At 63.7% G+C, this 26,718-nt stretch carries 25 protein-coding genes, 2 tRNA genes and 1 pseudogene; 18 read left to right on the top strand and 10 right to left on the bottom strand.

What is annotated here, in order from left to right; all coding sequences use genetic code 11:
• Positions 1–30 precede the first annotated feature (30 nt).
• The 4 genes from ACNJX8_RS33555 to ACNJX8_RS33540 all read left to right on the top strand — a co-directional run bounded on the left by ACNJX8_RS33555 (position 31) and on the right by ACNJX8_RS33540 (position 2,329).
• Positions 31–1,032 (top strand): TRAP transporter substrate-binding protein, encoded by a 1,002-nt coding sequence (locus ACNJX8_RS33555; protein ID WP_439358232.1) that lies wholly within the window; start codon positions 31–33, stop codon positions 1,030–1,032.
• A gap of 192 nt (positions 1,033–1,224) precedes the next feature.
• Positions 1,225–1,821 (top strand): Spy/CpxP family protein refolding chaperone, encoded by a 597-nt coding sequence (locus ACNJX8_RS33550; RefSeq protein ID WP_439358231.1) that lies wholly within the window; start codon positions 1,225–1,227, stop codon positions 1,819–1,821.
• A gap of 169 nt (positions 1,822–1,990) precedes the next feature.
• A tRNA-Lys gene (locus tag ACNJX8_RS33545) sits at positions 1,991–2,066 on the top strand.
• Positions 2,067–2,191: 125 nt separating this feature from the next.
• Positions 2,192–2,329: a hypothetical protein gene (locus ACNJX8_RS33540; protein ID WP_439358230.1), complete on the top strand. Its 138-nt coding sequence runs from the start codon at positions 2,192–2,194 to the stop codon at positions 2,327–2,329.
• Here the strand turns inward: ACNJX8_RS33540 and ACNJX8_RS33535 are convergent.
• Positions 2,320–3,363 carry a tyrosine-type recombinase/integrase gene (locus tag ACNJX8_RS33535; protein WP_439358229.1) on the bottom strand — a complete coding sequence of 348 codons (1,044 nt, stop codon included), beginning with the start codon at positions 3,361–3,363 and terminating at the stop codon, positions 2,320–2,322. The genes ACNJX8_RS33540 and ACNJX8_RS33535 overlap by 10 nt on opposite strands.
• 486 nt (positions 3,364–3,849) lie before the next feature.
• On the bottom strand, positions 3,850–5,490 hold the full coding sequence (locus ACNJX8_RS33530) for a recombinase family protein (protein WP_439410299.1): 1,641 nt from the start codon (positions 5,488–5,490) through the stop codon (positions 3,850–3,852).
• A 305-nt stretch (positions 5,491–5,795) separates the two neighbouring features.
• Here ACNJX8_RS33530 and ACNJX8_RS33525 point away from each other — a divergent pair, with 305 nt between their 5' ends.
• Positions 5,796–5,933, top strand: coding sequence for a hypothetical protein (locus tag ACNJX8_RS33525; protein WP_164935218.1), 138 nt, complete (start codon positions 5,796–5,798; stop codon positions 5,931–5,933).
• Positions 5,930–6,553 (top strand): RNaseH domain-containing protein, encoded by a 624-nt coding sequence (locus tag ACNJX8_RS33520; protein WP_439358227.1) that lies wholly within the window; start codon positions 5,930–5,932, stop codon positions 6,551–6,553. Before ACNJX8_RS33525 ends, ACNJX8_RS33520 begins: the two co-directional genes overlap by 4 nt.
• Before the next feature lie 921 nt (positions 6,554–7,474).
• Here ACNJX8_RS33520 and ACNJX8_RS33515 read toward each other — a convergent pair.
• The 3 genes from ACNJX8_RS33515 to ACNJX8_RS33505 all read right to left on the bottom strand — a co-directional run bounded on the left by ACNJX8_RS33515 (position 7,475) and on the right by ACNJX8_RS33505 (position 9,729).
• Positions 7,475–7,549 (bottom strand) — tRNA-Val (locus ACNJX8_RS33515).
• 157 nt (positions 7,550–7,706) lie between these two features.
• Complete coding sequence (locus tag ACNJX8_RS33510; RefSeq protein ID WP_439358226.1) at positions 7,707–9,005, bottom strand: hypothetical protein; 1,299 nt, start codon at positions 9,003–9,005, stop codon at positions 7,707–7,709.
• A gap of 118 nt (positions 9,006–9,123) precedes the next feature.
• Positions 9,124–9,729, bottom strand: a complete 606-nt coding sequence (locus ACNJX8_RS33505; protein WP_018646986.1) for a DUF1134 domain-containing protein — start codon at positions 9,727–9,729, stop codon at positions 9,124–9,126.
• 139 nt (positions 9,730–9,868) lie between these two features.
• On the opposite strand from ACNJX8_RS33505, the gene ACNJX8_RS33500 reads away from it, so the two are divergent.
• Positions 9,869–10,363, top strand: a complete 495-nt coding sequence (locus ACNJX8_RS33500) for a YHS domain-containing (seleno)protein (RefSeq protein ID WP_439358225.1) — start codon at positions 9,869–9,871, stop codon at positions 10,361–10,363.
• Here ACNJX8_RS33500 and cysQ read toward each other — a convergent pair.
• A complete protein-coding gene (gene cysQ, locus ACNJX8_RS33495) occupies positions 10,357–11,181 on the bottom strand; it encodes a 3'(2'),5'-bisphosphate nucleotidase CysQ (RefSeq protein ID WP_164940364.1) in 825 nt (274 codons plus the stop codon). The two genes, ACNJX8_RS33500 and cysQ, sit on opposite strands and share 7 nt — an antisense overlap.
• A 206-nt stretch (positions 11,182–11,387) precedes the next feature.
• Between cysQ and chpT the strand changes: the two genes are divergently transcribed.
• The 6 genes from chpT (at position 11,388) to ACNJX8_RS33465 (ending at position 18,083) form a co-directional block, all read left to right on the top strand.
• A complete protein-coding gene (chpT, locus tag ACNJX8_RS33490) occupies positions 11,388–12,041 on the top strand; it encodes a histidine phosphotransferase ChpT (protein WP_164935214.1) in 654 nt (217 codons plus the stop codon).
• 197 nt (positions 12,042–12,238) lie between these two features.
• On the top strand, positions 12,239–15,016 hold the full coding sequence (locus ACNJX8_RS33485) for a hybrid sensor histidine kinase/response regulator (protein WP_439358224.1): 2,778 nt from the start codon (positions 12,239–12,241) through the stop codon (positions 15,014–15,016).
• Positions 15,017–15,037: 21 nt separating this feature from the next.
• The gene (locus tag ACNJX8_RS33480; protein WP_128935906.1) at positions 15,038–15,508 is read left to right on the top strand and encodes a chemotaxis protein CheW; all 471 of its coding nucleotides are present in this window, start codon (positions 15,038–15,040) and stop codon (positions 15,506–15,508) included.
• Positions 15,509–15,579: 71 nt separating this feature from the next.
• Positions 15,580–15,945, top strand: a complete 366-nt coding sequence (locus ACNJX8_RS33475) for a response regulator (protein ID WP_007600538.1) — start codon at positions 15,580–15,582, stop codon at positions 15,943–15,945.
• Positions 15,946–16,020: 75 nt separating this feature from the next.
• The gene (locus tag ACNJX8_RS33470; protein WP_128935905.1) at positions 16,021–17,214 is read left to right on the top strand and encodes a protein-glutamate methylesterase/protein-glutamine glutaminase; all 1,194 of its coding nucleotides are present in this window, start codon (positions 16,021–16,023) and stop codon (positions 17,212–17,214) included.
• Positions 17,211–18,083 carry a CheR family methyltransferase gene (locus ACNJX8_RS33465; protein ID WP_128938339.1) on the top strand — a complete coding sequence of 291 codons (873 nt, stop codon included), beginning with the start codon at positions 17,211–17,213 and terminating at the stop codon, positions 18,081–18,083. Before ACNJX8_RS33470 ends, ACNJX8_RS33465 begins: the two co-directional genes overlap by 4 nt.
• 164 nt (positions 18,084–18,247) lie before the next feature.
• Here ACNJX8_RS33465 and ACNJX8_RS33460 read toward each other — a convergent pair.
• The 4 genes and pseudogenes from ACNJX8_RS33460 to ctrA all read right to left on the bottom strand — a co-directional run bounded on the left by ACNJX8_RS33460 (position 18,248) and on the right by ctrA (position 21,142).
• A pseudogene (locus ACNJX8_RS33460) lies at positions 18,248–19,407 on the bottom strand (glutathionylspermidine synthase family protein).
• Positions 19,408–19,465: 58 nt separating this feature from the next.
• Positions 19,466–19,873 (bottom strand): hypothetical protein, encoded by a 408-nt coding sequence (locus ACNJX8_RS33455; RefSeq protein WP_439358223.1) that lies wholly within the window; start codon positions 19,871–19,873, stop codon positions 19,466–19,468.
• Position 19,874: 1 nt separating this feature from the next.
• The gene (locus ACNJX8_RS33450) at positions 19,875–20,279 is read right to left on the bottom strand and encodes a DUF350 domain-containing protein (RefSeq protein WP_439358222.1); all 405 of its coding nucleotides are present in this window, start codon (positions 20,277–20,279) and stop codon (positions 19,875–19,877) included.
• 161 nt (positions 20,280–20,440) lie between these two features.
• Positions 20,441–21,142: a response regulator transcription factor CtrA gene (gene ctrA, locus ACNJX8_RS33445; RefSeq protein ID WP_016848562.1), complete on the bottom strand. Its 702-nt coding sequence runs from the start codon at positions 21,140–21,142 to the stop codon at positions 20,441–20,443.
• A gap of 415 nt (positions 21,143–21,557) precedes the next feature.
• On the opposite strand from ctrA, the gene fliI reads away from it, so the two are divergent.
• From fliI to ACNJX8_RS33420, 5 genes are all read left to right on the top strand, one after another.
• On the top strand, positions 21,558–22,883 hold the full coding sequence (gene fliI / locus ACNJX8_RS33440; protein WP_249759981.1) for a flagellar protein export ATPase FliI: 1,326 nt from the start codon (positions 21,558–21,560) through the stop codon (positions 22,881–22,883).
• Between the two features lie 121 nt (positions 22,884–23,004).
• Positions 23,005–23,424 (top strand): flagellar export protein FliJ, encoded by a 420-nt coding sequence (gene fliJ / locus ACNJX8_RS33435; protein ID WP_011084990.1) that lies wholly within the window; start codon positions 23,005–23,007, stop codon positions 23,422–23,424.
• 345 nt (positions 23,425–23,769) lie between these two features.
• On the top strand, positions 23,770–24,315 hold the full coding sequence (locus tag ACNJX8_RS33430) for a sigma-70 family RNA polymerase sigma factor (RefSeq protein WP_128935900.1): 546 nt from the start codon (positions 23,770–23,772) through the stop codon (positions 24,313–24,315).
• 80 nt (positions 24,316–24,395) lie between these two features.
• Positions 24,396–25,460, top strand: a complete 1,065-nt coding sequence (locus ACNJX8_RS33425; protein ID WP_439358221.1) for an anti-sigma factor — start codon at positions 24,396–24,398, stop codon at positions 25,458–25,460.
• A 234-nt stretch (positions 25,461–25,694) separates the two neighbouring features.
• On the top strand, positions 25,695–26,654 hold the full coding sequence (locus ACNJX8_RS33420) for an AraC family transcriptional regulator (protein WP_439358220.1): 960 nt from the start codon (positions 25,695–25,697) through the stop codon (positions 26,652–26,654).
• The last annotated feature ends 64 nt before the right edge of the window (positions 26,655–26,718 follow it).

The raw sequence follows: 26,718 nt of genomic DNA, 5'->3' as shown, positions 1-26,718 counted from the left end.
TGGGCGGCCCAATAACACCAGGGAGAGATTATGCGCACCTTTGCGATCGCGGCCTCCGTCGCGGCTTTGGCCTTGGGCCTTGTCGGCCCCGCCAGCGCTGACCCGATCATCATCAAATTCAGCCACGTCGTCGCCACCGACACGCCGAAGGGCAAAGGGGCGGAGAAATTCAAGGAGCTCGCCGAGAAGTACACCGGCGGCAAGGTCAAGGTCGAAGTCTATCCGAACTCGACGCTCTACAAGGACAAGGAAGAGCTCGAGGCGCTCCAGCTCGGCAGCGTGCAGATGCTGGCGCCGTCCAACTCGAAATTCGGTCCGCTCGGCATCCGCGAGTTCGAGGTGTTCGATCTGCCCTACATCCTTCCCGACCTGAAGACGCTGCGGAAGGTGACGGAAGGCCCGCTCGGCGCAAAGCTGCTCAAGCTCCTGGACGCCAAGGGCATCACGGGACTTGCCTATTGGGACAATGGCTTCAAGCAGATGAGCGCCAACAAGAAGCTGATCGCGCCTGCCGACTATCAGGGCGTGAAATTCCGCATCCAGTCCTCGCGCGTGCTCCAGGCCCAGTTCAAGGCGCTCGGCTCGCTGCCGCAGGTGATGGCGTTCTCGGAAGTCTACCAGGCACTCCAGACCGGCGTCGTCGACGGACAGGAGAACACCTGGTCGAACATCTATACCCAGAAGATGCACGAGGTGCAGAAGTACATCACCGAGACCAATCACGGTTACATCGGCTACGTCGTGATCGTGAACAAGAAGTTCTGGGACGATTTGCCGGCCGACATCCGCGACCAGCTTTCGAAGGCGATGAAGGAAGCAACCGCCTTCAGCAACGCGCAGTCGCAGAAGGAGAACGACGACGCGCTCGCCGAGATCAAGAAGAGCGGCAAGAGCGAGATCATCAAGCTCACGGGCGAGCAGGACGAGGCGATGCGCAAGGCGATGGAGCCGGTCTACAAGGACGCCGCAAGCCGCGTCGGCCAGCCGCTGATCGACGAATTCCTGAGGGAAGCCAAGAGCACGACCAACTGATCTGGAAAGACGATGAAGGGGGCTTCCGTGCGAGCTGCACGGAAGCCTTTTGTTGCGAATGATTTCCAATTGTGGCTGGCGGTAAAATCAGGCGTCACGTCGTCGTAAGAGCGCCGCTTCCTGTCCAAGTTGTAAGTTGCGCGCCAGCCGCACCGCGCTCATCCTCAGGGCATCCTTCCAGAGGAGGTCCGTATGAGGAAGTTCACCATCGCTGCCATTGCCGTGCTCAGCATCGCCGGCTCGGGCGTGGTCTATGCTCAATATCATCGCCCGTGGATGGAGCGCTTCCATCACATCCGCATGAACCCCGAGGACCGCGCCGCCTTCGTCGACGCGCGGATCGCCGCCGTCCATGCCGGCCTGAAGCTCAATGCCGATCAGGAGAAGCTGTGGCCGCCGGTCGAGGCCGCCGTGCGCGATTTCGCCAAGCTGCGCATCGACCGCGCCAATGCGCGGATGAATGCCGGCCCGGGCGATACCGACAAGCCGGAGGATCCGATTGCGCGCCTGCGCCAGCGCGCCGAGGACATGGGCGCCAGTTCCGCGGCCCTGAAGAAGATCGCCGATGCCGCCGATCCGCTCTACAAGACGCTGGACGAGGGCCAGAAGCGGCGCCTCGCGGTGCTGACCCGCCACCGCGGCCCATTCGGCGGCGGCGAGGACAGCCCGCCCCGCAACTTCATGGAACGCGGCATGGACCGCATGATGGAGCGCGGCATGGAGCACTTCCACCGTGACCGTTTCGACCGCGACGGCGGTCCGGACCGGGACGGCGAAGGCCGGCTCTAAGGGGGGGCCGGATTGTCCCCGGATTAACCCTGGCGAAGCCGCTGGAATCCGGCGGCTTTTCGCTTTTTTGGACGTGTGGACGAAGCCTTGGAAAACTTGCGTCCCATCGCTTGCCATACCCGGATCGCTTTGCTAAACGACCGGCCTCGCAAGGCTTTAACCGCCTTTCGGGCGCATAGCTCAGTTGGTAGAGCAGCTGACTCTTAATCAGCGGGTCCCAGGTTCGAGCCCTGGTGCGCCCACCAAGCTTTTCAAAGACTTGGCCAGACCTCGCGCAGAACGGACCTTTCAGTTGGGAGGTCAGTTGGGAGTTTTTGTTCGGTTTCCGTGCTCGTCGACACTGCCGTCTGCTCAGCAATTGACTGGCGGGATGGCTGCGCGTTACCGCAGCGGCTATCTCATTCCCGGCGGCGTGGAGCGCTCTCTCACGCAGAAGCCTTGGCGACCGGTGAACGCCTTCACCTGGAACCGTCCACATCCCAAATTCTCGCTGCTTCTCTATCCGTAGACCGCGCTCAGCTTCTTGATCGCTGATTCCGCGAGTTCGACGCGACCCCCGAGGTAGTGTGCGTCCAGTATCTGCTGCACCGTAGCCATGGAGTGTCCAGTAATCGCGGCGATCTCGGGCACTGAGCAGTTCGACAGCGCAAGCCGGGTGACCGCCGTTCCGCGCAAATCATGAAAGTGCAAGTCTTTCAGCGACGTCTTTTTGAATGCCTTGTCCCAACTTGTCCGGAAACCGTCTTCCGTCCAGGGGCGGCCGAACGAGTTGACCAAAATGGTGACAGCTGAACGCTTCTCCTTAAGCGCAGCATCGAGGGCCTCCTTCAGCGGTGGTCCGACTGGTATCGTTACGCGCTGCCGCCCCTTATTGCCGCGGCCCTTTGACTGGCGCATCCGGATACACGTGCCATCGTAGTGGCTCCAGGTCAGCCGTAGCAGATCTCCCTGGCGCTGGCCTGTCCATAGCGCAAGCAGGAGAGCGGCCTGCAGCTCGATAGACGCCACACTGCAAAAGGCACGGATGTCGTCGGCGGTCCAGATTATCTCCGAGCGATCGGATTCATAAAGCCGCCCGCCACGTTCGCAGACGTTCACACCGATCTTGCCGTGGTCCTTTGCGACCGAGAGCACTCGCGCGATCGTCGTCCAGACGTAATCCGCCTTACGCGGTGTGGACGCGAACGTATTCCGAAATGCCTTGAAGTCCCCCCGTGCACGCCTGTCCTCGATCGCGCCAAGCGGCATCCCGCCAAACTTGCCCTCGATCAGAGCGAGATACTGGTCGTAGGCGCGCTTGCTCTTGTCGCCAAGACCCGTGTACTCGCTCTGATCTTTGAAGTAGTCGATGAGCGAGCTAAACGTTTCTGCATCCTTCTTCGGTCTGGCCGCAATCGCCTCACTGTACAGCCGTACGAAATCCGGTGTGCCAGGCTCTGCATCGATACGTGGACCGCCCTTCCATGCGTACCAGTACGTCTTGACCGTCCCGTCAGCGAGCCGTTTTGTTAAGCTGTTGATGCCTCTGAGCCGCATCCGCATTTTGCGAAGCCTTCCATTCGTCGTAGGGTGACAGCTGCGGTCGAATTTTAGAGTCGAGACCAGACATCCGGTCAAGGGCTGCATCGATTGCTTTTCTATCCCATTTGCGTGTTCCAGGAATTGACTTCGGCATAATTCCGCGTCGAACCCAGTCGTGGAACGCCGAAATCGACTCGCAACCTGCGTAAGCGGCAGCCTGTTCTTTCGACATGCCACGGGACTCGATCACTCGGCGCGCTCCATTGCCAATTTAAATGGTGTCGAATTTCGATCAAACCCGAAAATGCGGCCGAGCAAAGAGTGTTGGATCGGCTGTCGTATGTTCGGCCAGCCCGGCGTGGAAATGGGTCAGTGTGCGCGCATGATCACGGATTTGGCTCGTGGAACATGATGCGGCACGCGGCAAGAGTGAAGGCGCTCGAAATCTGGACAAGCTTCCAAAAGATTATAAAGCACTGCTTTGCGGAGTTTCGTGCCTGCGTCTGATCAGCGCCGCGCGCGGGCGTTCTTGGTGTGGAGCTGCTTTGGTCTCGATCGCTTGTCCTGTAGTGCTGGTGCACAACGGTCTTTAAGTGTTACTAGCTTGGCGATCGCTCGAGCCAAAGCGTCAGGGGTATCGAAGCGAGCGATTCCACGACGAACGCGAGCCCTCTCAGAAAAGTTTATGGTTCGTTTTACTTTCCCGTCGGCCGACAGCAGTACGTAATCGAGCACTGACTCGTTATGCTCAGACAGCCTGATGGCGGCGATCCAGCCCTGAGGCAGGCGTGCCCTGCGCTTGATCGACCAATACGGCGCTCGATTTTGCCTTCCGCAGCAGAGGGCTGATCGAATTGAGATGTTGACCGATCCACGCACGCGCAAGTAATCGGTCCGGTTGCTAGAGGTGATGCGACCACCAGCTTTCCTGATGGCCATGGCGATGTGAGAGCCCAGCTTGGCCTCTTGCTCCGCCCAGCGCGGACGCGACTCAAGAAATGCATAGTTTCGCTTGGGAGCGTAGCCGATTAACCGATACACGTTCATCATGCTGCCGAAGTGAGTTTGATAGGTCGAAGCGCAGGGAAGGCCGACCGTGCTGGCTATGATAGCAGAGCTCAGGCGCCCTTCCTTGAGCAGCGTTTTGCGTAGACGGGCAAGCATCTCCTCTTCAGTGAGATCGACACGCCGTTCCTCAATGATCTTGTTTACTTTCAGGAAGACTTCGCGTTCGATGATCGGCTCGATACATCTCTCGCTGGTGATCCAAAGCTCGGGAGGATTGCAGGTGCAGTTCCGCCGCAGCTTGCGTGATCGGCGGTTGAAGGTCAGGTTTCCAATGTAGTTCTCGTTTCTAAGCACCGTGTTAACCGCTGCGCGCGTCCACCGAACTCCCGTGCTTGTGAGTATGGCCCTCCGGTTTAGCTCCCGGGCGATAGTCGCTTCCGACTTTACCTGCAGAAAGCGCTCGAAGATCCACTTCACCACGGCTACTTCCTCGGGAATGCCGGGTCGCACTCGGACGTGATCAGTCATGAGGTACTTTTGGTCACCGTTCTTCAGCACACCTCGCGACCGCTGACTCTGATCGACAAGTTCTCGCAAGAGAGCATAACCAGGGCGACCTCCGACCTTGAAGCCAAGTCGGGCGAACCGGCACTGCGCAGCGTGGACCTTCGCCGAAAGCTCACGACTGTACTCGGCTGCCATTACGCGCTTGATGTTTTTGATGATGCTGGAGAGCACGCTGCCGTCATTGTCAAACTGCTCAGCACAATACACGATGTTGATGCCTGCCTGTTTGCATACGAATTCGTAATACGCGCTCTCATCGACGTCCTGAAAGCGGCCCCACCGGCTTACGTCATAGACCAGAATATGACCGAAATCGGCTTCTCCTGTTTGGACATCCTTGATGAGCTGTATAAGGCCGGCCCTGTTCTTGATGAGCAGGCCGCTCTCTCCCTCGTCGCGATAGGTTCGTACAATGGTCAGGCTATGGGCGTGCGCGTATGCTGCAATCACAGCAGCCTGATTCTGAATCGAGTATTGCTGCCGTTGTGTCGACATGCGGACATATTGTGCCGCTCTCATGCCGAGCTGCGATCGTACCGGATGAGCCTTATAGATATCGAGCGCGTTGGCCATCATTCTCGCTCCCGAAAGTTACACCGGAGCAAATCAAACATCTATACGACGCTTGCAGCAAGAATTACATCAATTCAAGAAAATAGTCCGCCATCGCCGCCGGTGTCGACGCAGTTGGGCGACCACCTCTCTTCGCAGCTCGCGTGCCGAGGAGCTCGTTCAAGAAGCATCTACAACGCCCAGCGGCGGAGGGCGCGATGCGGGCAAAGTATGTCTTCGGTGCCGCGTATATTTAGCGCATTAAGGCGGTCTTATGCTATGGCTGTATCAATCCTTCTCTGTAACGCTCAAGCATGATCGTGGCGATGCGCGACGTTCTGCAGGAGCTTCTCTCCTCCGCCGATGCGGTCGAACGCGAGGTCTACCGGCTCCTCTACGAGCCTTTCCTGCATCCGCTGCGGAACTGCGCCAACGTGATCTTCCCGGAAATGGATCCCGAATGACTGACGAAGAGACGCTGTTCGTCCGATCGTATGGGGATCAGAGCATCCTCGAGAGCGCGATTGTCTGGCGGGGACTCGGATTTCTGCGCAACGGCGCGGTGGATACCGGTAAGTTCGAAGCTCTCTCGAAGACGCTGACCGCGGTCGCGTCGGCCGGAATCACATCGCTCGGAGAGAAGCAGCCCGAGAGGCGCGAAAACTTCCTGTCCTTCGTGCGACGCGTGGTGGACGAGGTTGCGGCCGAAGATGCCAACGCGCTGGTGCTGGTGGATTACACCTCCGCCCGGTCGCTGTGGTCCTGGCTTTCCGACGAGAACATCTCTTCGGACATCTATCTCGAGGACGTCGCCGCCGCGCCTCCCTCGTCGTGGAAGAAACTGCGCTTCGTTCGCGTCAGAGAAGGGTCCGCCGGACGGCTTTCCGTTCTGACCGAGAGGAAATGGACGCCCGTCACGCGCGAGGGTCTGCCGGTCGCCGCCGACCCCGTCGAGGAAGTCTACGCCAACGCCGCGGAGCGCCTCATCGAAAGTTTGCCCGAAGGAAACGCGCGGGCACGCCACTATCTGACTGCGCATGGCTTCGACGTCCGCAATCGCGGAGCTCGCCGGCAGTCCGTCTGACTCGATAAACGAGGTTCAGGCGTCGCAGGAAACCGGAGGCAATGAGGACTCTTATCGTGGTGCTGCACTTTGCCCGAGCTGCCCGTCTTGCGCTCGAAGCTGACCCGGGCCCCCTCACAAAGAGCGGTGTAGCCCGCCTTCTCGACTGTCTTAAACTGAACAAATACGTCAGCTTCGCCACCTATCTCATGGCCAATGCACCCGCATGAATGGGCTTCGCAGATGGTATCCGCGGTCGTTGTGACATCCCTGTACCTGGTTACCATATCGTCCCGCGCCGTTGATGCCTGACGCATCGCCTTAGTCGGGGCTCGCGTATGGCGCAGCGCCTGAATTTTCGTCAGATCGAGGCTTTTCGCGCGTTCATACTCACCGCACGAGATCGCGGCCGCAAACAAGCTCAACACCGCGCACCCGTCGATTAGCCGCTCGATTGCGCAAATTCAGTCGGCAGCAAACTCAAGCTGTCCGAACTCGATCGCGGCCGGCTGCCTCCGACGACGGAGGCGCTCATGCGGTTGGAGACGGCGTGGCGGAGTTTCCGTCCTTGAAGTCATCGAGGGGATGGTGGTGCTGCTACGGCTCTCAGGGATAGGACAACTGCGCACGTCCCTGTACGCCGCGCCGGGCATGAGCGTCATGCGCGCCTTCATAGCGCGACGCCGCCCTCTCAAAAGGAGCCTCAACGGTGAGGGCGTGCGAGGGGGCGCGTAACCTTCGTACCTGACCATAAGCTTAGCGGTCTGCGCTAAAGTATCTCGCAACCGGTCAGGAGCGGGCATTGTCGATGGGTGCCTGCGAGGGTTAGCTCCGGGTGGAGCAATTTTTGTCAAAGCCCATTGTGCCCCTGCTGTGCCCCAGCTTTTTCGGGGCACACATCAAGGGAATAAGATCCCTAACTAGCTGTCCTAAAATGCTAAATGGTGGGCGCACAAGGGATCGAACCTTGGACCTCTCCCGTGTGAAGGGAACGCTCTCCCGCTGAGCTATGCGCCCGGGACCATCATGCAGGCGGCCGGACTTTCGGCCGGCCGGCACATCGGAGCCCGCGATTTAGAAGTGCGGGCCCAAGGTGTCAAGTTTCCAGGCGCCGTGGGGCCGGAAAACCTGCTGCAAGCCAGGCAATTCGGTAGGAAGCCGGGTTTTGGCCCAATTACGCGCCCTGTTGGCGGGCACGCGAGGCGTGGGCCTGGAGCGCACGGATGCGCTCGGCGAGCGTTCCGCCGCCTTCGGGCAGGGTGCTACCGGCCGCGCCGTTGCTCGCGGCATCGTTGGCCGGGCGCGGCGCCGGCTTCGGCGGCTCGCCCGCCTCGGCCGCGAGCAGCGCCTCGATCGGCGAGTTCGGGCCTTCGAGCTGCATCGCGAGCTTGGCGACCTCGGCGGCGATGTCGTTGATGCGCTCGCGCAACAGCGCGTTCTCCATGCGCTCGGTCGCCCAGGAGCTCTCCGCCTGCTGCTGGATCGCGTTGATGTCGCGCTGAAGCTTTGCGCGCTCGTCGCGCGCGGTACGGAGTTGCTCTTCCAGCGCGGTCTTCTCCGCGCGCAGCGCTTCGAACGCGGCCGACGACTTGCCGCCGCTCAAGGCGGCGATCTCGACGCGGAGCTCCTTGACGGTGCGTTCGGCACTTTCATTGGCCTGGCGCAGCTGGTTGTTCTCATAGTCGCGCTCGGCGAGCAGCTTGCCCTGCGTGGCGAGGCGTCCCTCGAGGTCGGCGACGCGGCCCGACAGCATCTCGGCCTCCTTCACTTGCACGATGAGCTGGCGATCCAGCTCGGTGACGCGCTGGCTCAAATTCTCGACGCGGCCGCGCGCCTCGCCGAGTTCGCGCGAGGCGGTCTCGGATTCGGTCCGCTCGTGCGCAAGGCGCGCTTGCGTCGCGGCAAACTCCTTCTCGGCATCGCCGACGCGGTTCTTCAATTCCTCGATCTGCGCGCGGACGACGACGAGCTCGACTTGGCGGCTCTCCGCCATGATCGAACGGTCGGACAGTTCGGAGTTGATCTTGGCGAGCTCGGCCTGCTTGTCGCTCAGCGCCAGCTCGGCGGCGTGCAGCGCCTCGGTCTTGGCGTTGAACTCCTCCTCGGTGGCGCGGAGCTGCTCCTTCACCGCTTTCTCGCGCGCCTCGAGCGCGAAGATCGTGGCGTTCTTTTCGCCCAGTTCGATCTTCATGCGGTTGATGGCGTCGCTCTTCTTGCCGAGCTCGGCGAGCTGGCTCGTGGTCTTGTTCTTGAGCTGCTCGACGCTCATCTCCAGCCGCCGCGCCGACATGGCGAATTCGGCGCGAAGCTGGTCCTTGTCGGCCTGGATCTCGGCCATCGACAGCGGGGTGGCCGCCTCGAGCCGGCGTGTGGTCAGGCGCACCGCGCGGTTATGCACCAGCGGCACGAGGGCAAGCCCGCACAGCATCGAGAGCAGGAAACCGATCGCCAGGTACATGATCGGTTCGACCATGGGCCAAAACTCCCAGAGCTAAGGAAAAATTTACCAACGACAATGCCATGGCGGGCCGGCAAAAAGCCAGACCCGCCCTGTCGTTAACCTTGATCCGTACCCAGCTGGGAGAAGAGCCCTAAAACGGGTTCCAGGTCGCACGCGGCGTGTATTTGAGATAGCCGATATTGGCTCCCAGCCGCAGGCCGAGGCCGGAGCGAATCGGCACCAGCACGATGTTGTTGGCGGTGAGCGCCGTCATGCCGAAGCCGCCGATGATATAGGCCGAGCCGTCGAGGCCGGCGAAGCGCTGGTAGATCGCGTTGGTCGCGGGCAGGTTATACACCAGCGTCATGGTGCGGGCGCCGTCGCCGCCCCAGTCGAAGCCGAGCGAGGGGCCCTGCCAATAGACGCGCAGGTCGCCGGCGTTCTTGGTGTAGAGCGTGCCCTCGCCGTAGCGCAGGCCGGCGACGAAGGCGCCGGAACCTTCCTCACCCAGGATATAGCCGTTCGGCAGACCCCATTGGCTGACCGCCTTCTCGATGATCGAGGCGAGCCCGCGCGAGACGTTGCCGAAGAAGCGATGACCGGCGGTCACGAGCTCGTCCGGCCCATAGGTGCTGGGCGTCGGGGTGCGCTGCGGCGGCGGCAGGTTGGGCGGCGGCGCCTGCTGGGCGGAGGCCGGCACGATCCAGCCGACCATCGCGGCGAGCGCGAGCGCAGCAAGGCGTGATGCGAAAGTCATAAAAGAACCCCTGGTATCGAAACCGATCGCTTCCTTAACCTGATGCCAACAGGCACGGTTCTAGGTTGCACCGGATGTCCCCTCGACTCGGATGTTATCCGCAGCAACTATGACGGCACAACGGCAGGAAGATAGCCCTTTGCGCCCCGGAATTGCCTTGATCGGCCGCCGCGTTTGCCTCGTCTGCCTGCTGACGGGCATTTGGATCATCTGCGCAGGGTTGCCGGCAAGGGCTGCCACCACCGAGCGGATCGTCGTCAACCGGTTCAGTGGCGTCGCCATCGAGGGCTTCGATCCCGTCGCCTATTTCGTCGATGGCGCGGCCGTGCGAGGGAAGGCGCAGTTCGAGGCGAACCTCTGGGGCGCGGTCTGGCGCTTCCGCAACGAGGGCAACCGGGCCTCCTTCCTGTCCCATCCCGATATCTACGGGCCGCAATTCGGCGGCTATGATCCCGCCGATATCGCCCGCGGCGTCGTCATCGCCGGCAATCCCCGCTTCTTCGCGCTCGTGGCGCAGCGGCTCTATCTGTTCAGCCGCGAAGCCAATCGCGACGCCTTCGCTGCCGACCCGGAGCGTTTCCTCTATGAGGTCGGCAAGCGCTGGCCGGCCCTCCAGGACCAGCTCGGTCAGTAGCGGTCGACCGCCTGCGGGTCGCCCCAGGCGACGAACTCCGGGATGATGAAACCATTGCCGCTGCGCTGGCCGAAGCGGAGCTCGCCGCCCTGGCCGTCGGTCACCCTGCCGCCGGCCGCGGTCACGACCGCAGAGCCGGCCCCGACGTCCCATTCCGAGGTCGGTCCGAAGCGGGGATAGATGTCGGCGCTGCCTTCCGCGATCCGGCCGAATTTCACGGCCGAGCCGACCGTCCGCCTGACCGCATTGGGCCTGCCATCGATGAACGCCTCGCTCTTGGGATCGCCGTGAGAGCGGCTCACCGCCGCGATCCAGGGCTCGCCCGGCGCCGGAAGCTTGCGGGTATGGATCGGCTCGGCCGCGCCGATGGTTGCGCCGTCAAAGCTCACGCGCTCGGCGCCGCGGCCGACAATGCCGCGCCAGAGCAGCCCGAGCGCGGGCGCAGAGACGATGCCGAGCAGCGGCACGCCTTCAGTCACCAGGGCGAGGTTGACGGTGAACTCGTCGCGGCCGGCAACGAATTCCTTGGTGCCGTCGAGCGGATCGATCAGGAAGAAGCTTTCGCGAAACGGCGGCGAGGCGAGCTGGCTCCGCTCTTCCGACAGCGTCGGCACGTCGGCCGCAAGCTGCGCGAGACCCTCCGCGATGATGCGGTCGGCGGCAAGATCCGCCTCGGTCACCGGCGAGCCGTCCTGCTTGCCGTCCACCCGCATCGCCGCGCGGTTGACGGCAAGGATCGCTTCGCCTGCCTTGACCACCAGCGCGGTGAGCGGCTCCATCAGGCCGGATGCGGCCGCGCCGTCGATGATCCGCTTCACTTGGATGCCTCATTCATCGGCAATTTCGTTCCTCCTCGACTGATTCGCCAGGATTGATCCGATTGGGGGCTTATGGCCGCCTCGACGTGATCGCAAGCTAGCTGCCGCGGGCTTGCGAATGTTAGAACCCGCAGCATCCGTCAAGCATGCGTGATTCGCGGCGTCCAGCGCCGTGCAATTCCAGGAACTCTCCAGGACCCCATTATATGTCTGACGCCTCGTCGCCCGCGACCGTTACTGCTCCCGATATGCTCGAACTCGCCGCGCTCTTGTGCTCGCGGGTCTGCCACGATCTCATCAGCCCCGTCGGCGCCATCGTCAATGGGCTCGAAGTGCTCGACGACGATCCCAAGCCCGAGGACCGCGAGTTCGCGCTCGACCTCATTCGCAAGAGCGCCAAGACGGCCTCGGCCCGGCTCCAGTTCTGCCGCCTTGCTTTCGGCGCCGCTGGGTCCTCGGGCGCCCAGATCGATCTCGGCGATGCCCAGACCATGGCGCGCGGCCACATCGAGGACGGCAAGTGCTCGATCACCTGGAATCTGCCGCGGCTCCTGCTGCCGAAGAATCGCGTCAAGCTGCTGCTCAACATGCTGGTGGTTGCCCAGCACACGATCCCGCGCGGCGGCATGCTGACGATCGATCCGATCGGCGAGGGCGAGACGATGAGCTTCCGCATCACCGCGACCGGACACAATGCGCGCCTGCCGCAGAACATCTCCGAGCTCCTGAGCGGCGAGCGCGGGCCTGCCGCAGATGCGCATGCAATCCAGCCTTATTATACCAGGCTGTTGGCGCAAGCCTGCGGGCTCACCGTGAGGCTCGCACCGGAAGGCGAAGCCATCACCGTTACCGCTTCGTAAACGCGCCCTTCGCTCTCGAAGTCTTAATCCAATCTTTACGAGGCGCTTCGGTTTGTCCGGAGCGCCTTATCTCTTTGTTGGTTCCGTTCTTTTGCACTTACTCAACCAATATTAAACGCTTTGCGGTGAAGCTGGCCCCATTCTGAAATGGCGCATCACGCCTCGTGCGCGCCCTTCCTGTATGAAGGCCTGTTTTCATGGATGATCTGTTGCGGGAGTTTTTGACGGAGACCAGCGAGAGCCTGGACACCGTCGACAATCAGCTGGTGAAGTTCGAGCAGGAGCCGAACAACGCCAAGATCCTGGATAACATCTTCCGCCTGGTCCACACCATCAAGGGCACCTGCGGCTTCCTCGGCCTGCCGCGGCTGGAAGCGCTGGCGCATGCCGGCGAGACGCTGATGGGCAAATTCCGCGACGGCATGCCGGTGACCGGGCAGGCGGTGACGGTGATCCTGTCCTCGATCGACCGCATCAAGGAGATTTTGGCTGGCCTCGAGGCGACCGAAGCCGAGCCGGAGGGCAATGACCGCGACCTCATCGACAAGCTGGAGGCGATGGTCGAGCAGGGCATGGCGGCCATGGCGGCTGGCGCAGCTCCCGTTGCCGACGCGCCGCCGCTGGCGCCGGAAGCCCCCGCCGCTGCGCCCGCCAAGGAGATGACCACGGGCACGCTGATCGAACAGACGCTGGAGCGCCCGTTGCGTCCCGGCGAAGTCTCGCTCGACGAGCTCGAGCGCGCGTTCCGCGAGACCGCGATCGAAGCGCCGGTGCCTGCGGCGCCCGTTGCCAAGGCTGAAGCCAAGGCCGAGCCCGCGCCGGTGGTTGAAGCCCCGGCAGCGAAGGAAGCCGCCAAGCAAAAGCCCGCGCCGAAGAAGTCGATGGCCGACGAGAGTGCCGGCGAAGGCGACCGCATCGCCAACCAGTCGATCCGCGTCAACGTGGATACGCTGGAGCATCTGATGACCATGGTCTCCGAGCTGGTGCTGACCCGCAACCAGCTGTTGGAGATCTCCCGCCGCAACGAGGACACCGAGTTCAAGGTGCCGCTGCAGCGGCTGTCCAACGTCACCGCCGAGCTGCAGGAGGGCGTCATGAAGACGCGCATGCAGCCGATCGGCAACGCCTGGCAGAAGCTGCCCCGCATCGTCCGCGATCTCTCGAGCGAGCTCGGCAAGCAGATCGAGCTGGAGATGCACGGCGCCGACACCGAGCTCGACCGCCAGGTGCTCGACCTGATCAAGGACCCGCTCACCCACATGGTGCGCAACTCCGCCGATCATGGCCTGGAGACCCCCGCCGAGCGCTTAGCGGCCGGCAAGGGCGAGCAGGGCACCATTCGGCTGTCCGCCTATCACGAGGGCGGCCACATCATCATCTGCATCGCCGACAACGGCCGCGGCCTCAACACCGAGAAGATCAAGGCCAAGGCGATCTCCTCAGGGTTGGTCACCGAGGCTGAGCTGGAGAAGATGAGCGAGGCGCAAGTGCACAAGTTCATCTTCGCGCCCGGCTTCTCCACCGCGGCCGCCATCACCTCGGTCTCGGGCCGCGGCGTCGGCATGGACGTGGTCCGCACCAATATCGACCAGATCGGCGGCACCATCGACATCAAGAGCGTGGCCGGCGAGGGAAGCTCGGTCACCATCAAGATCCCGCTGACCTTGGCGATCGTCTCGGCCCTGATCGTCGAAGCCGCCGGCGACCGCTTCGCCATCCCGCAGCTCTCGGTGGTCGAGCTGGTGCGCGCCCGCGCCAACAGCGAGCACCGCATCGAGCGCATCAAGGACACCGCGGTCTTGCGCCTGCGCAACAAGCTGCTGCCGCTGATCCATCTGAAGAAGCTCTTGAAGATCGACGACGGCGCCGCGTCCGATCCCGAGAACGGCTTCATCGTGGTGACCCAGGTCGGCAGCCAGACCTTCGGCATCGTCGTCGACGGCGTGTTCCACACCGAAGAGATCGTGGTCAAGCCGATGTCGACCAAGCTGCGTCACATCGACATGTTCTCCGGCAACACCATCTTGGGCGATGGCGCCGTGATCATGATCATCGATCCCAACGGCATTGCCAAGGCGCTCGGCGCCGCCGGCTCCTCGGCCCATGACATGGCCGACGAGAACGCAGGCCATCACATCGGCAGCGGCGAGCAGACCACCTCGCTGCTGGTGTTCCGCGCCGGCTCGTCCCAGCCCAAGGCGGTCCCGCTCGGCCTCGTCACCCGCCTGGAGGAGCTGCCGGCCGACAAGATCGAGTTTAGTAACGGCCGCTACATGGTGCAGTACCGCGAGCAGCTGATGCCGCTGGTCGCGATGGAGGGCGTCACCATCGCCAGCCAGGGCGCCCAGCCGATCCTGGTGTTCGCCGATGACGGCCGCGCCATGGGCCTCGTCGTCGACGAGATCATCGACATCGTCGAGGAGCGGCTCAACATCGAGGTCGGCGGCTCCGGTTCGGGCATTCTGGGCTCGGCCGTGATCAAGGGCCAGGCCACCGAGGTGATCGACGTCGGCCACTTCCTGCCGATGGCGTTCGCCGACTGGTTCACCCGCAAGGAGATGAAGCCGTCGCTGCACGCGCAGTCGGTGCTCCTGGTCGACGACAGCGCCTTCTTCCGCAACATGCTGGCGCCGGTGCTGAAAGCGGCGGGCTACCGCGTCCGCACCGCGCCGACCGCGCAGGAGGGCCTCGCCGCGCTGCGCGCGCAGAGCTTTGACGTGGTCCTGACCGACATCGAGATGCCCGACATGAACGGGTTCGAGTTCGCCGAACTGATCCGCTCCGACAACAATCTGGGGTCGATGCCGATCATCGGCCTCTCCGCGCTGGTGTCGCCGGCGGCGATCGAGCGCGGCCGTCAGGCCGGCTTCCACGACTATGTCGCCAAGTTCGACCGTCCCGGTCTGATCGCGGCGCTGAAGGAGCAGACCGCGGGCGCCGCCGGCGCCTCCGAGCTGAGCCGGGCGGCGGCGTAAGGGCGACAAGGAGATAGATCGATGAGCCGCAAGACCCAGTCCACCGAGGGCGCCATGGTCGAATACGTCACCGCGATGATCGGCGGCCAGCTGTTCGGCCTGCCGATCTCCCGCGTCCAGGACGTGTTCATGCCCGAGCGCGTCACCCGCGTGCCGCTGTCCTCGCGCGAGATCGCCGGCGTCCTGAACCTGCGTGGCCGCATCGTCACCGTGGTCGACATGCGCGCCCGGCTCGGCCTGCCCAAGGCCGAAGACGGCAAGGTGCCGATGGCGGTCGGCGTCGACCTGCGCGGTGAATCCTATGGCCTCCTGATCGACCAGATCGGCGAGGTGCTGCGCCTGCCCGAGGACGGCAAGGAGGAAAACCCCGTCAACCTCGATCCGCGCATGGCCAAGCTCGCCGGCGGCGTCCACCGCCTCGACGGCCAGCTCATGGTCGTCCTCGACGTCGATCGCGTCCTCGAGCTCGCGCCCGAGATGATGGCGGCCTGATACGGCGGCATCGCCATCATCGGGCCCGCAACCGGAAGTGCCCCGGCAAAGGGGAGGAAGCAGAGGTTCACATGCGAACTTGTCTCGTCGTTGATGATTCCAGCGTCATCCGCAAGGTTGCGCGCCGGATCCTGGAGGGCCTCGACTTCCAGATCCTCGAAGCCGAAGACGGTGAGAAGGCGCTGGAGGCTTGCAAGCGCGGCTTGCCCGACGCGGTGCTGCTCGACTGGAACATGCCCGTGATGGATGGCTACGAGTTCCTCGGCCATCTCAGGCGCATGCCCGGCGGCGACCAGCCCAAGGTGGTGTTCTGCACCACCGAGAACGACGTCGCGCACATCGCGCGCGCGCTGCACGCCGGCGCCAACGAGTACATCATGAAGCCCTTCGACAAGGACATCGTGACGGCGAAATTCCAGGAAGTCGGCCTTATCTGACCGATCGCCCGGAGGCTGAACGGATCCTTCGGCGCTTGTTTTCAACTGAACCGTTTCAGTCTGAGTTGGTGAGTAATGAGTACTGCGTTCGCAGGTAGTTCGACCACGGGTTCGTCGCGCGAAGCGGGGCCGCTGCGGGTGATGATCGTCGACGACTCCGTCGTCATCCGCGGTCTGATCTCGCGCTGGATCGGCGCCGAGCACGACATGGAGGTCGCGGCCTCGCTGCGCACCGGGCTCGAGGCGGTCAACCAGATCGAACGCATCAATCCCGATGTCGCCGTGCTCGACATCGAAATGCCCGAGCTCGACGGCCTCTCGGCGCTGCCGCAACTGCTGGCGAAGAAGCGCGATCTCGTCATCATCATGGCCTCGACGCTGACCCGCCGTAACGCGGAGATCAGCTTCAAGGCGCTGTCGCTTGGTGCGGCCGACTACATTCCGAAGCCGGAGTCGACGCGCGAGGCTTCCGCGGCGGACACCTTCCACCACGATTTGATCCAGAAGATCCGTCACCTCGGCGCACGTCTGCGCAGGAAGCCCGCGATTGCGAGCCCGCCGCTGGCGCCCGCGAGCCCCGCTCCGGCCGTACGTGCACCAGCCGTCGCGCGGTCCGCCGCGCCTGCGCCGGTCCCGGCCGCGCCGTCGTTGGGAGCGCTGGCGATGCGCCCGTTCTCGACGCAGACGCCGAAGGTGCTGCTGATCGGCTCCTCGACCGGCGGTCCCCAGGCGCTGATGGCACTCGTCACCGAGCTCGGCCCGGTCATCGACCGCGTCCCGGTGCTGATCACTCAGCACATGCCGCCGACCTTCACCACCATTCTTGCCGAGCATCTGGCGCGCTCGAGCCGCAAGCCGGCAGCCGAGGCGATCGATGGCGAGCCGGTGAAGCCGGGACGGATTTATCTGGCGCCCGGTGGCAAGCACATGCGCGTCGTGCGCAGCGGCGCCGACACCGTGATCGCGCTCGACGACGGCCCCGCCGTCAATTTCTGCAAGCCCGCAGTCGATCCGCTCTTCACCTCCGCCATCGACATCTGGCACGGCGGCATCCTCTCCGTGATCCTGACGGGCATGGGCTCCGACGGCATGCGCGGCGGCAAGGACATCGTCGCCGCCGGTGGCAGTGTCATCGCGCAGGACGAAGCTTCCAGCGTGGTCTGGGGCATGCCGGGCGCGGCCGCCAATGCCGGCATCTGCGCGGCGATCCTGCCGCTCAACCAGATCGGCGCCAAGGTCAATCGCCTGTTCGCGGGAGACCGCTCGTGACGCCGGTCGACTACGACTATTTGCGCAAGTTCCTGAAAGAGCGCTCCGGTCTCGACCTGTCCGCCGACAAGCAATATCTGGTCGAGAGCCGGCTGCTGCCGCTCGCTCGCAAGGCGAGCCTATCTGGCATTCCCGATCTCGTGCTGAAGATCAGGAACGGCGACGGCCGGCTCGCGACCGACGTGGTCGAAGCGATGACCACCAACGAGACCTTCTTCTACCGCGACAAGATCCCGTTCGATCATCTGCGCGACACCATCCTGCCCGGCCTGATCCAGGCACGCGCGGCGCGCAAATCGCTGCGCATCTGGTCGGCCGCGTCGTCGACGGGCCAGGAGCCCTATTCGATCGCGATGTGCGTGAAGGAGATGGGAGCGGCCTTCGCCGGCTGGCGCATCGAGATTGTCGCCACCGACCTGTCGCAGGAGGTGCTGGAGAAATCCAAGGCCGGCGTCTACAGCCAGTTCGAGGTGCAGCGCGGCTTGCCGATCCAGCACTTGATGAAGTACTTCACGCAAGTCGGCGAAGTCTGGCAGCTCAATGCCGACATTCGCGCGATGGTGCAGTTCCGCCAGCTCAATCTGTTGCAGGACTTCTCCCATCTCGGCACGTTCGACGTGATCTTCTGCCGCAACGTGCTCATCTATTTCGACCAGGACACCAAGGCGGTGATCTTCGAGCGGATGGCGAAAGGACTGGAAGCCGACGGCACGCTGCTGCTTGGCGCCGCCGAATCCGTCGTCGGCATCACCGACGCGTTCCGCCCCATCACTGAGCGCCGCGGTCTCTACCAGCTCAACCCCGCGCGCTCCGGCCGCCCGATGGGCGGGCTGATGCCGCCGTCGCTGAAGATCGCCGCGGCGCGGTGAGGTGCCTCTTCACCCTCTCCCCTTGCGGGAGAGGGTGGCTTCGCGGCAGCGAAGCCAGGTGAGGGATCTCTATCCTCACGAACGATCTTGCGAGTGGAGAGAACCCCTCATCCGGCGCTTCGCGCACCTTCTCCCACAAGGGGAGAGGGGAAGAGATGCATCTCTCACAAAATCGCGTGCGGCAGAAACCGCGAGCGGTTGCCCGTGATCGGGCTCTCGTCCTCGCGGATCGACAGGCCGCAGGGTTCATGGTTCACCAGCCAGCTTCCGAGCACCGGATAGAAGCCTGAAAAATTCGGCAGCGGTGCTAGAGCCTGTCGCACGAAACCTTCGGCACCGTACGGACCCGCCTGCTCGTCGAGCGGCATGCCACCCGACACGATCGTGACGTTGGCGCCTTCGCGCGACAGCAGCGGCTTGCGCACATAGGACGTGCCGAGCTCGGCTGCGCGCGGGTCGTCCTCGAAGAAGGCCGGCAGCAGATTGGGATGGTTTGGAAACATCTCCCACAGCAACGGCAGGATGCCCTTGTTGGAGAGCACGGCTTTCCACGGTGGCTCGATCCAGCGTGTCGGTGCGTCCTTGAGCTTTGCGCCGAACGTGTCGTGGAACATCCACTCCCAGGGATAGAGCTTGAAGGCGAGCGCGATGTCACAATCGTCGAGATCGACGAGCCCGCCACCATCATCGCGCCAGCCGACCTGTTCGATGTCGAGCAGCCTGGTCGAAAGCCCCGCTGGCGGGCGGTGTCTTCGAGATAAGCAAGCGTGCCGGCGTCTTCCTCGTTGCCGGTGATGCCGGTGAGATGGACGTGGCGACCTGCTGCAATCTGCTTCCACGCTGCGATTAGCCGCTCATGGATCGAGTTGAACTGATCGGCACGCGCCGGGATCATGCGGCGTTCGATCGCCTGTTCGAGCCAGGTCCATTGAAACACCGCAGCCTCGAAGATCGAGGTCGGCGTGTCCGCATTGTATTCGAGCAGTTTTGCCGGGCCATTGCCGTCGAATTTCAGGTCGAGCCGGCCATAGAGGCTGCGGTCGTTGCGCTTCCAGCTCTCGGCGATCAAGCTCCAGAATGCTTCCGGAATCTTCAAACGGCGCAAGTAGCGCTCATCGCCGATGACGCGGCCGGCGAGCTCCAGGCACATGGCGTCGATCTCACCGGTCGGCGTCTCGATGCCGCGCTCGATCTCGTCGAGGGTGAAGCCGTAATAGGCGCGCTCGTCCCAATAGCGTTCGCCGTCGATGGTGTGGAAGACGAAGCCGCATTGCGCTGCGGTCTCTCGCCAGTCGTCGCGCTCGAGACAAACGATGCGTTGCATGTTATTTCCTGCGCATGATCTTGCCGGAAAACCGGTGGCCACTTTTCCGGATCATGCGCTAGCCGCCGCCCGAGAAGCCATGGCCGAACGAGCCGAAGCCGCCGCGGGTCACGCTGTGGGAGCCCGAGTCGGACGACGTTCCCGACGAAGAATGGCTTGAGGAATCGCCGCTGAAGAAGCTCGATCGCGACGACCAGCGCGAGCTGCTGCCACTGGAGGAGCTGCTTCTGCTGCTGCACGCGGTGCTCACCTGTGCCGGCGTCTCCGTTCCGGAAACTGTCGCCCCGGCAGGAGGCGGCTCGCAGGTCTGCCGCGGCATCATCGTGTAGGCGGTGCTGCCGACCGCGAGCGTGCCCATCACCAGCAGCGCAACATGGCCGGAGCGCTTCATCGGTGGCCGCGGAGGCGGTGGCTCGGTCACCGGCCGGCGCTTGCCGAACTCCTTTTTGGAGGATTTGTCGGCCATGTCAGTAGATCATGCAGGCGGCGTTCAGCAGGCCCGCGGCGAGCGAGGACAGGCCGAGCCAGATCGACGGGGCAAGCTCGCCGGCAGAGATCCGCGCCGACAGGTTCGGCACCGGGACCTTCACGAGGAAGAACACGATCACCTGCACGATCAGTGCGATCGTCGCCCAGATCAGGCAGTCGAGCACGTTGGCCGAATGCGCGATGGCGCTGACCAGCGGTGCGACGAAGCCGAGCAGGCTGAGGCCGAGCGCGATCGCCGCGGCCGGCTCATTGTCGCGGATCAGCTGAAATTCGTTATGCGCCGTGATGCGGGTGTAGACGAACAGATAGGCCACGATCGCGATCAGCCCGGCGCAGAAATAGACCAGGAAAGCGGGCAGGCCGGCGAGTGATTGCAGGATCATCGTTCCCCCATCGTGCAGCGACCATTCGTCGGCTGGCGGAGGGTAGCGGTTCAAACGTTAAGCTTCGTACGAAGCGTCCCCAAAAACAAAACCCCGCCATTTGCGGCGGGGTCCAGGCTGGGAGGAGCGAGCCCCGAGGGGCTCGCGACGTAAACCCAGGATCAGGCGGGGATGCGCTCGTCGGCCTCATGCGGCTCGCGCAGCACGTAGCCGCGGCCCCACACGGTCTCGATGAAGTTGCGTCCCTCGGAAGCGTTGGCGAGCTTCTTGCGGAGCTTGCAGATGAAGACGTCGATGATCTTCAGCTCCGGCTCGTCCATGCCGCCATAGAGATGGTTGAGGAACATTTCCTTGGTGAGGGTCGTGCCTTTGCGCAAGCTGAGGAGCTCCAGCATCTGATATTCCTTGCCGGTCAGATGCACGCGCTGGCCGCCGACTTCCACCGTCTTGGTGTCGAGGTTGACGACGAGGTCGCCGGTCTGGATGACCGACTGGGCATGGCCCTTGGAGCGGCGCACGATCGCGTGGATGCGGGCCACCAGCTCGTCCTTGTGGAAGGGCTTGGTCATGTAGTCGTCGGCGCCGACGCCGAGACCCTTGACCTTGTCCTCGATGCCGGCGAGGCCGGAGAGGATCAGGATAGGTGTCTTGATCTTGGAGACCCGGAGCTGCTTGAGCACGTCGTAGCCGGACATGTCGGGCAGGTTGAGGTCGAGGAGAATAATGTCGTAATCGTATAGTTTACCGAGATCGACGCCTTCTTCCCCCAAATCGGTCGTGTAGACGTTGAAGCTTTCCGACTTCAACATCAGCTCGATCGACTGCGCGACGGCGCTGTCATCTTCAATCAGCAAAACGCGCATGCCAGTTCCCCATAGTCGCCGCTCCTGGGCGTCAGGTCGGCCGCATTCGCGGCACTCAACAAAACGCCTTTGAACAACTGATTCGGATCCTGACAACAGATGGTTAACAAACTCTGATTCTGGAACGCAAGTCCCCCCGGTGCAATTTTTGTCGAATCGCCCTAAGGTCTTGCGTACGAAGCAGCTTTCGTCACCCGATTCCGTTCAAGCTCCACTTTAAGAGACGGGCCTAACCGACTCCCGCGACTCAGCCTTCTTCTGAAGGGAAGTCACGCTCAGTCTCAAAGACAGTGACGCAATGATTAATGATGCGGGTAAACACGAAGTTAAGCGCCGTTCAGAAATATGGCGAAACTTAAGAGTTTCACCGTGAAGTCCCGGATGACGAAGGTGCGCACCTTATGAAGGCCCACCGATGAAGGCTTTGGCCGAACAGATCGGCGACATCGACGGCATTAATATTTACGGCCGCGTGGTCGGCGTGCGCGGCCTGATGGTCGAGGTGGCCGGTCCCATTCACGCCATGTCGGTCGGCGCGCGGCTGGTGATCGAGACCGGCGCCAACCGCTCCATCCCCTGCGAGGTGATCGGCTTCTCCGGCAACAATGCCGTCGTGATGCCGTTCGCCGGTCTCGATGGCGTGCGCCGCGGCTGCAAGGCGGTCATCGCCAATGCTGCCAATCAAGTGCGACCGTCAGCGGCCTGGCTCGGCCGTGTCGTCAATGCGCTGGGCGAGCCGATCGACGGCAAGGGGCCGTTGCCGCAAGGTGCCTCGCCGATGCCGTTCCGCAATACGCCGCCGCCCGCGCATTCGCGCAAGCGCGTCGGCGCGCCGCTCGATCTCGGCGTGCGCGCGATGAACACCTTTCTCACCTGCTGCCGCGGCCAGCGCATGGGTATCTTCGCAGGCTCCGGCGTCGGCAAATCGGTGCTGCTGTCGATGCTGGCGCGCAACGTCGATGCGGCGGTCAGCGTCATCGGGCTGATCGGCGAACGCGGCCGCGAGGTGCAGGAATTCTTGCAGGACGACCTCGGCGAGGAAGGCCTGGCGCGGTCCGTCGTGGTGGTCGCGACCTCGGACGAGCCGGCGCTGATGCGCCGTCAGGCCGCGTATCTGACGCTCGCGGTCGCCGAGTATTTTCGCGACGAGGACAAGGACGTGCTGTGCCTGATGGACTCGGTGACGCGCTTTGCCATGGCCCAGCGCGAGATCGGCCTGTCCGCCGGCGAGCCGCCGACCGCCAAGGGCTATACGCCGACCGTGTTCACCGAACTGCCGAAGCTTTTGGAGCGCGCCGGACCGGGCCTGGGGGAGGGCGCCATCACCGCGATCTTCACCGTGCTGGTCGACGGCGATGACCATAACGAGCCGATTGCGGATGCCGTCCGTGGCATCCTCGACGGTCATATCGTGATGCAGCGCTCGATCGCCGAGCGCGGCCGCTACCCCGCCATCAACATCCTCAAATCCGTCTCCCGCACCATGCCGAAATCGGCCGATCCGCAATTCTGGCCAACCATCCAGCGGGCGCGGCAGGTGATGGCCACCTATGCCGACATGGAGGAATTGATCCGGCTCGGCGCCTACCGGGCCGGCTCCAGCCCCGAGGTCGACGAGGCGATCCGCCTGCATGAGCCGCTGGAGGCCTTCCTGCGCCAGCGCAAGGACGAAAATGCATCACTCGCGGACGGCTATCGCCAGTTGGCGCAAATCCTCGGTGATTTGGAAACGGAACGCTAACTTTGTCGGTTCATCATCCGATCCCACAGAGTAGCAGAGCCGGTCTTGGCCGCAATCGGGCCTGTGGGCAGACCGGTGCCGTCCCACGTGCAGCGAGGGGACTTCTGGGGAGTACGAGTCGATGAAGTCACGTGATACCCTCATCCGCCTGAAGAAGTTTCAGGTCGACGAGAAGCGCCGCCGGGTCACCCAGATCGAGACCATGATCGCCGACTTCCAGCGGATGTCGGTCGATCTCGAGCGCGAGATCCAGACCGAGCAGGAGCGCGCCGGGATCAACGATCCCTCGCACTTCGCCTACCCGACCTACGCCAAAGCCGCGATCCAGCGCCGCGAGAACCTGACCCGCTCGGCCGACGAGCTCAAGGGCCAGCTCGACGAAGCCAAGGCTGCGCTAGCCGAGGCCTTCGAGGAGCTGAAGAAGGTCGAGCTGCTGGACGAGCGCGACCAGGCCCGCGAACGCGCCGAAGAGAACGCCCGCGAGCAAGCCGACCTCGACAGCATCGGCCTGATGCGCGCCCGCATCGGCGCCGTCGCCTAACGGCGCCAGCCGCCAGATCGCCGAGAAATCTGCAAAACCCGGACCCGCAAGGTCCGGGTTTTCGTATGTGCTGTCCACAGTGTGGCGCTGCGCCCCTTGGTGGTCGGCTTTGTCGCGCGCTATGGTGAGGATGATTTTAGGTTTAGGGCCGGTCCGCTGGCTCGGTTCACCTCGCCCCGCTTGCGGGGAGAGGTCGGATCGGCATCGCCAGATGCGATCCGGGTGAGGGGGACTCTCCGCGAGTCCGTCTGTTACCTCCTTCGTGGAGACTCCCCCTCACCCCGGCCCTCTCCCCGCAGGCGGGGAGAGGGAGAGGAGCAACGGGGCCGCGTGTCGGGGGGCTGAATGCTGACGCCAGCAGAGCTGGTTGGGCTGATTGAGGCGGTGGCGAAGGGCGATCAGGCCGCGTTCGAGCGGCTCTACGTCGCCACGCGCGCGAAACTTTATGGCGTCGTGCTCCGTATCTTGCGCCGGCAGGATCTCGCAGAGGAGGTCATTCAAGAGACCTACGTCAAGATCTGGAACAACGCCGGCCAGTTCAATCCGGCCATGTCCTCGCCGATCACGTGGATGGCGTCGATCGCGCGCAACCGCGCGATCGACATCGTGCGCAAGAAGTCCGAAGTCTCAATCGAGGAAGAGCCTCAAGCGATGGAGGTGGCGGCCGACAGTCCTGATCCGCTGGCGCGGAGGGAGATGACCGAGGAGTTGAAGCGGCTCTTGGAATGTATCGGCCGGCTCGAGCCGGACCGCCAGCGGCTCGTGCTTCTCGCCTATTACAATGGCTGGAGCCGCGAGCAATTGGCGGAGAAATTCGCTGCGCCCGTCAACACCGTGAAGACGTGGCTTCGGCGCAGCATGTTGGATATCCGCGAGTGCCTCGGACTTTAGAACATGATGAGAGTGGCAGGAACAAGCGCGGCAACGACGACATTCCACCTCTCCCCGTTGGGGAGAGGTGAAGGACAGTGATGGCCTACACGGAGGACCATATCGCGCTCGCCGCGGAATATGCGCTCGGTACGCTCGACGCCGACGAGCGCGCGCAGGTCGAGACCATGATGGCGGTGGACGAGGCGTTCGCCGAAATCGTGCAGGCCTGGGCCCATCGGCTCGGCGTCCTCAACCAGATGGTCGGCTCGGTCGAACCGCGTCCGATCGTGTGGGAGGCCATCAGGTCCGAGATCGCGCGCACGGCCCTTGCGCAGGAGCCACCTGCGCTTGCTGAGGCTTCGCCGCTGCCACCTCCGCCCATACCGGAATTGCCCTCGCCGGAGACTGCGCCACCGGAATCCGCGACGGAGGGCGTGCAGTCCCCTGAGCCGCTGCAACCCGAAGCGGAGCAGCCGCAGCCGTCGCGTCCCGAGCCCGACGCTCTTCCGGACATCGCGCCGCAGTTCATCCCGCAGGTCCATGCCTCCGATCTCAATGTCGTCCGTCCGCAGGCGCCGGTCGTCGACGATGGCAACGTGATCCGTCTCGAAGGGCGCGTGAAGCGCTGGCGCAACATCGCATCCGCCGTCGGCGCGCTTGCGGCCGCGCTGCTCGTGACGCTGTCGCTTCAGATATTCCTGCCTGATGCACTGCCGGGCGCCTTGCGTCCTGCGCCACGCATCCAGACGGTGGAAGTGAAGACACCGGCCGCCCCGCTCACCGCCTCCGCGCAATATGTTGCCCTGCTGCAGGGCCAGGGTGGCGGCCCCGCCTTCATCCTTACGGTCGACGGTGCGACGCGGAATTTCACGGTCCGCAAGGTCGGCGCGACCCCGGAGCCCGGCAAGAGCTTCGAGCTCTGGCTGATCTCCGACAAGCTGCCGCGGCCGCGTTCGCTCGGCGTAATCGGTGCGAGCGATTTCACCGCGCGTCCGCTGCTCGCTTCCTATGATTCCGACGTCGTCAACGGCGCGACCTACGCCGTCACCGTCGAGCAGGCCGGCGGTTCGCCCAATGGCCAGCCGACTTCGGCGCCGGTGTTTTCCGGCAAGCTGATCGAGACCGTGCCGCCCGCGCAGCCGCCGGCGCCGGCGAGGAAGTAGGTGTCGTAGCCCGGATGGAGCGCAGCGCAATCCGGGTCCACCGTCCCGCATTCCGCTCTGCTCCATGCGGGCTACGAGCAAAAATTGTCGTCACGGTCCACCCCGCCGTCGCATTCCGACAAGTCCCGCCGATTCCGACCGCGATTTGAACCTGCCTGCACTTGGCGGCGTCAAATCCCCGGAATTTGCAGTCGGCGCCGCCGATCATGGTGCCGGAGAGGGGCTAGAAATCAGATGGATGCAGCGAGAACGCCAGGCATCTTCGTTCACCAATATGGAGGCCTGCCGCAGGGTGCTGCGTTCGAGCATTGGCGCGAGCGGGCCTTCGGGTCCTGCGGCCTCGATATCGGCCCGAGCCAGGGCGAGAGCATCGACTGCCGGATCCAGGTCAGCGTCGTCGACAACATTGCGCTCGCCATTCCCGAAGGCGCTTCCGCACAATATTCACGCACGCAGAGCCACCTTGCCGACGGCAGCGACGATCTTGTGCTGATTGCAGCACATGCGGGCCTCGTCCGCGTCGGGCAGAACGGCCACACCGTCGAGCTCGCGCCGGCGCAGATGGTGCTCGTCGACATGAGCATCACCGGCACCGTCGGCCACACCGACGAGGAGCGCTTCACCACCATCCGCATGCCGCGCCGCGCGCTGCTCGACATCAATCCGCGCGCGGAGGACAAGCTGTCACAGGTGCTCTCCGACGGCGCGGTCGCCGAGACCATCTTCCGCTACCATGCGCTCGCCGCCAATCAGGCGCCGCATCTCGATGCCGTCGGCCAGCGCCTGACCGCGCAGCACATGGTCGATCTCGTCGGCCTCCTGCTCGGGACCGACGCCGAGCATGCCGGACTTGCGCGCGGACGCGGGCATGCCGCGGCTCGTCTCGATCTCATGCGCGCCGACGTGATGGCCGCGCTCGGCCGTAACGATCTCTGCCTGTCCGAGATCGCGACGCGCTCGGGCCTCAGCCCGCGGCAGGCGCAGCGCCTGTTCGAGCAGGCCGGCACGACCTTCACCGAATTCGTGTTGGAGCAGCGCCTGCTACAGGCCCGCAAGCTGCTCGGCGATCCCCGCGCCAGGGCGCGCAAGATCAGCGACATCGCGCACGCCTCGGGCTTCGCCGATCTGTCCTATTTCAATCGCGCCTTCCGCAAGCGTTTTGGCGCGACGCCGTCGGAGCTGCGCGAGGCGTAAGTCGCGATTTTGTGCAGCGGTGCGGCGCTGCCGTAGTTGGTGGATGCGGGCTGTTGAGCTATAT

Origin of the sequence: Bradyrhizobium sp. SPXBL-04 (assembly GCF_051853035.1) — a bacterium.
Classification (GTDB): Bacteria; Pseudomonadota; Alphaproteobacteria; order Rhizobiales; family Xanthobacteraceae; genus Bradyrhizobium; species Bradyrhizobium zhanjiangense.
The sequence above is the reverse complement of the archived record's forward strand: the minus strand, read 5'-3'. Positions and strand labels throughout refer to the sequence as shown.

Coding starts and splice junctions, on each gene's coding strand:
- ACNJX8_RS33555 (WP_439358232.1), top strand. CDS start 31: ATGCGCACCTTTGCGATCGCGGCCTCCGTCGCGGCTTTGGCCTTGGGC.
- ACNJX8_RS33550 (WP_439358231.1), top strand. CDS start 1,225: ATGAGGAAGTTCACCATCGCTGCCATTGCCGTGCTCAGCATCGCCGGC.
- ACNJX8_RS33540 (WP_439358230.1), top strand. CDS start 2,192: ATGGCTGCGCGTTACCGCAGCGGCTATCTCATTCCCGGCGGCGTGGAG.
- ACNJX8_RS33535 (WP_439358229.1), bottom strand. CDS start 3,363: ATGCGGATGCGGCTCAGAGGCATCAACAGCTTAACAAAACGGCTCGCT.
- ACNJX8_RS33530 (WP_439410299.1), bottom strand. CDS start 5,490: ATGGCCAACGCGCTCGATATCTATAAGGCTCATCCGGTACGATCGCAG.
- ACNJX8_RS33525 (WP_164935218.1), top strand. CDS start 5,796: ATGCGCGACGTTCTGCAGGAGCTTCTCTCCTCCGCCGATGCGGTCGAA.
- ACNJX8_RS33520 (WP_439358227.1), top strand. CDS start 5,930: ATGACTGACGAAGAGACGCTGTTCGTCCGATCGTATGGGGATCAGAGC.
- ACNJX8_RS33510 (WP_439358226.1), bottom strand. CDS start 9,005: ATGGTCGAACCGATCATGTACCTGGCGATCGGTTTCCTGCTCTCGATG.
- ACNJX8_RS33505 (WP_018646986.1), bottom strand. CDS start 9,729: ATGACTTTCGCATCACGCCTTGCTGCGCTCGCGCTCGCCGCGATGGTC.
- chpT (WP_164935214.1), top strand. CDS start 11,388: ATGTCTGACGCCTCGTCGCCCGCGACCGTTACTGCTCCCGATATGCTC.
- ACNJX8_RS33485 (WP_439358224.1), top strand. CDS start 12,239: ATGGATGATCTGTTGCGGGAGTTTTTGACGGAGACCAGCGAGAGCCTG.
- ACNJX8_RS33480 (WP_128935906.1), top strand. CDS start 15,038: ATGAGCCGCAAGACCCAGTCCACCGAGGGCGCCATGGTCGAATACGTC.
- ACNJX8_RS33475 (WP_007600538.1), top strand. CDS start 15,580: ATGCGAACTTGTCTCGTCGTTGATGATTCCAGCGTCATCCGCAAGGTT.
- ACNJX8_RS33470 (WP_128935905.1), top strand. CDS start 16,021: ATGAGTACTGCGTTCGCAGGTAGTTCGACCACGGGTTCGTCGCGCGAA.
- ACNJX8_RS33455 (WP_439358223.1), bottom strand. CDS start 19,873: ATGGCCGACAAATCCTCCAAAAAGGAGTTCGGCAAGCGCCGGCCGGTG.
- ACNJX8_RS33450 (WP_439358222.1), bottom strand. CDS start 20,279: ATGATCCTGCAATCACTCGCCGGCCTGCCCGCTTTCCTGGTCTATTTC.
- ctrA (WP_016848562.1), bottom strand. CDS start 21,142: ATGCGCGTTTTGCTGATTGAAGATGACAGCGCCGTCGCGCAGTCGATC.
- fliI (WP_249759981.1), top strand. CDS start 21,558: ATGAAGGCTTTGGCCGAACAGATCGGCGACATCGACGGCATTAATATT.
- fliJ (WP_011084990.1), top strand. CDS start 23,005: ATGAAGTCACGTGATACCCTCATCCGCCTGAAGAAGTTTCAGGTCGAC.
- ACNJX8_RS33430 (WP_128935900.1), top strand. CDS start 23,770: ATGCTGACGCCAGCAGAGCTGGTTGGGCTGATTGAGGCGGTGGCGAAG.
- ACNJX8_RS33425 (WP_439358221.1), top strand. CDS start 24,396: ATGGCCTACACGGAGGACCATATCGCGCTCGCCGCGGAATATGCGCTC.
- ACNJX8_RS33420 (WP_439358220.1), top strand. CDS start 25,695: ATGGATGCAGCGAGAACGCCAGGCATCTTCGTTCACCAATATGGAGGC.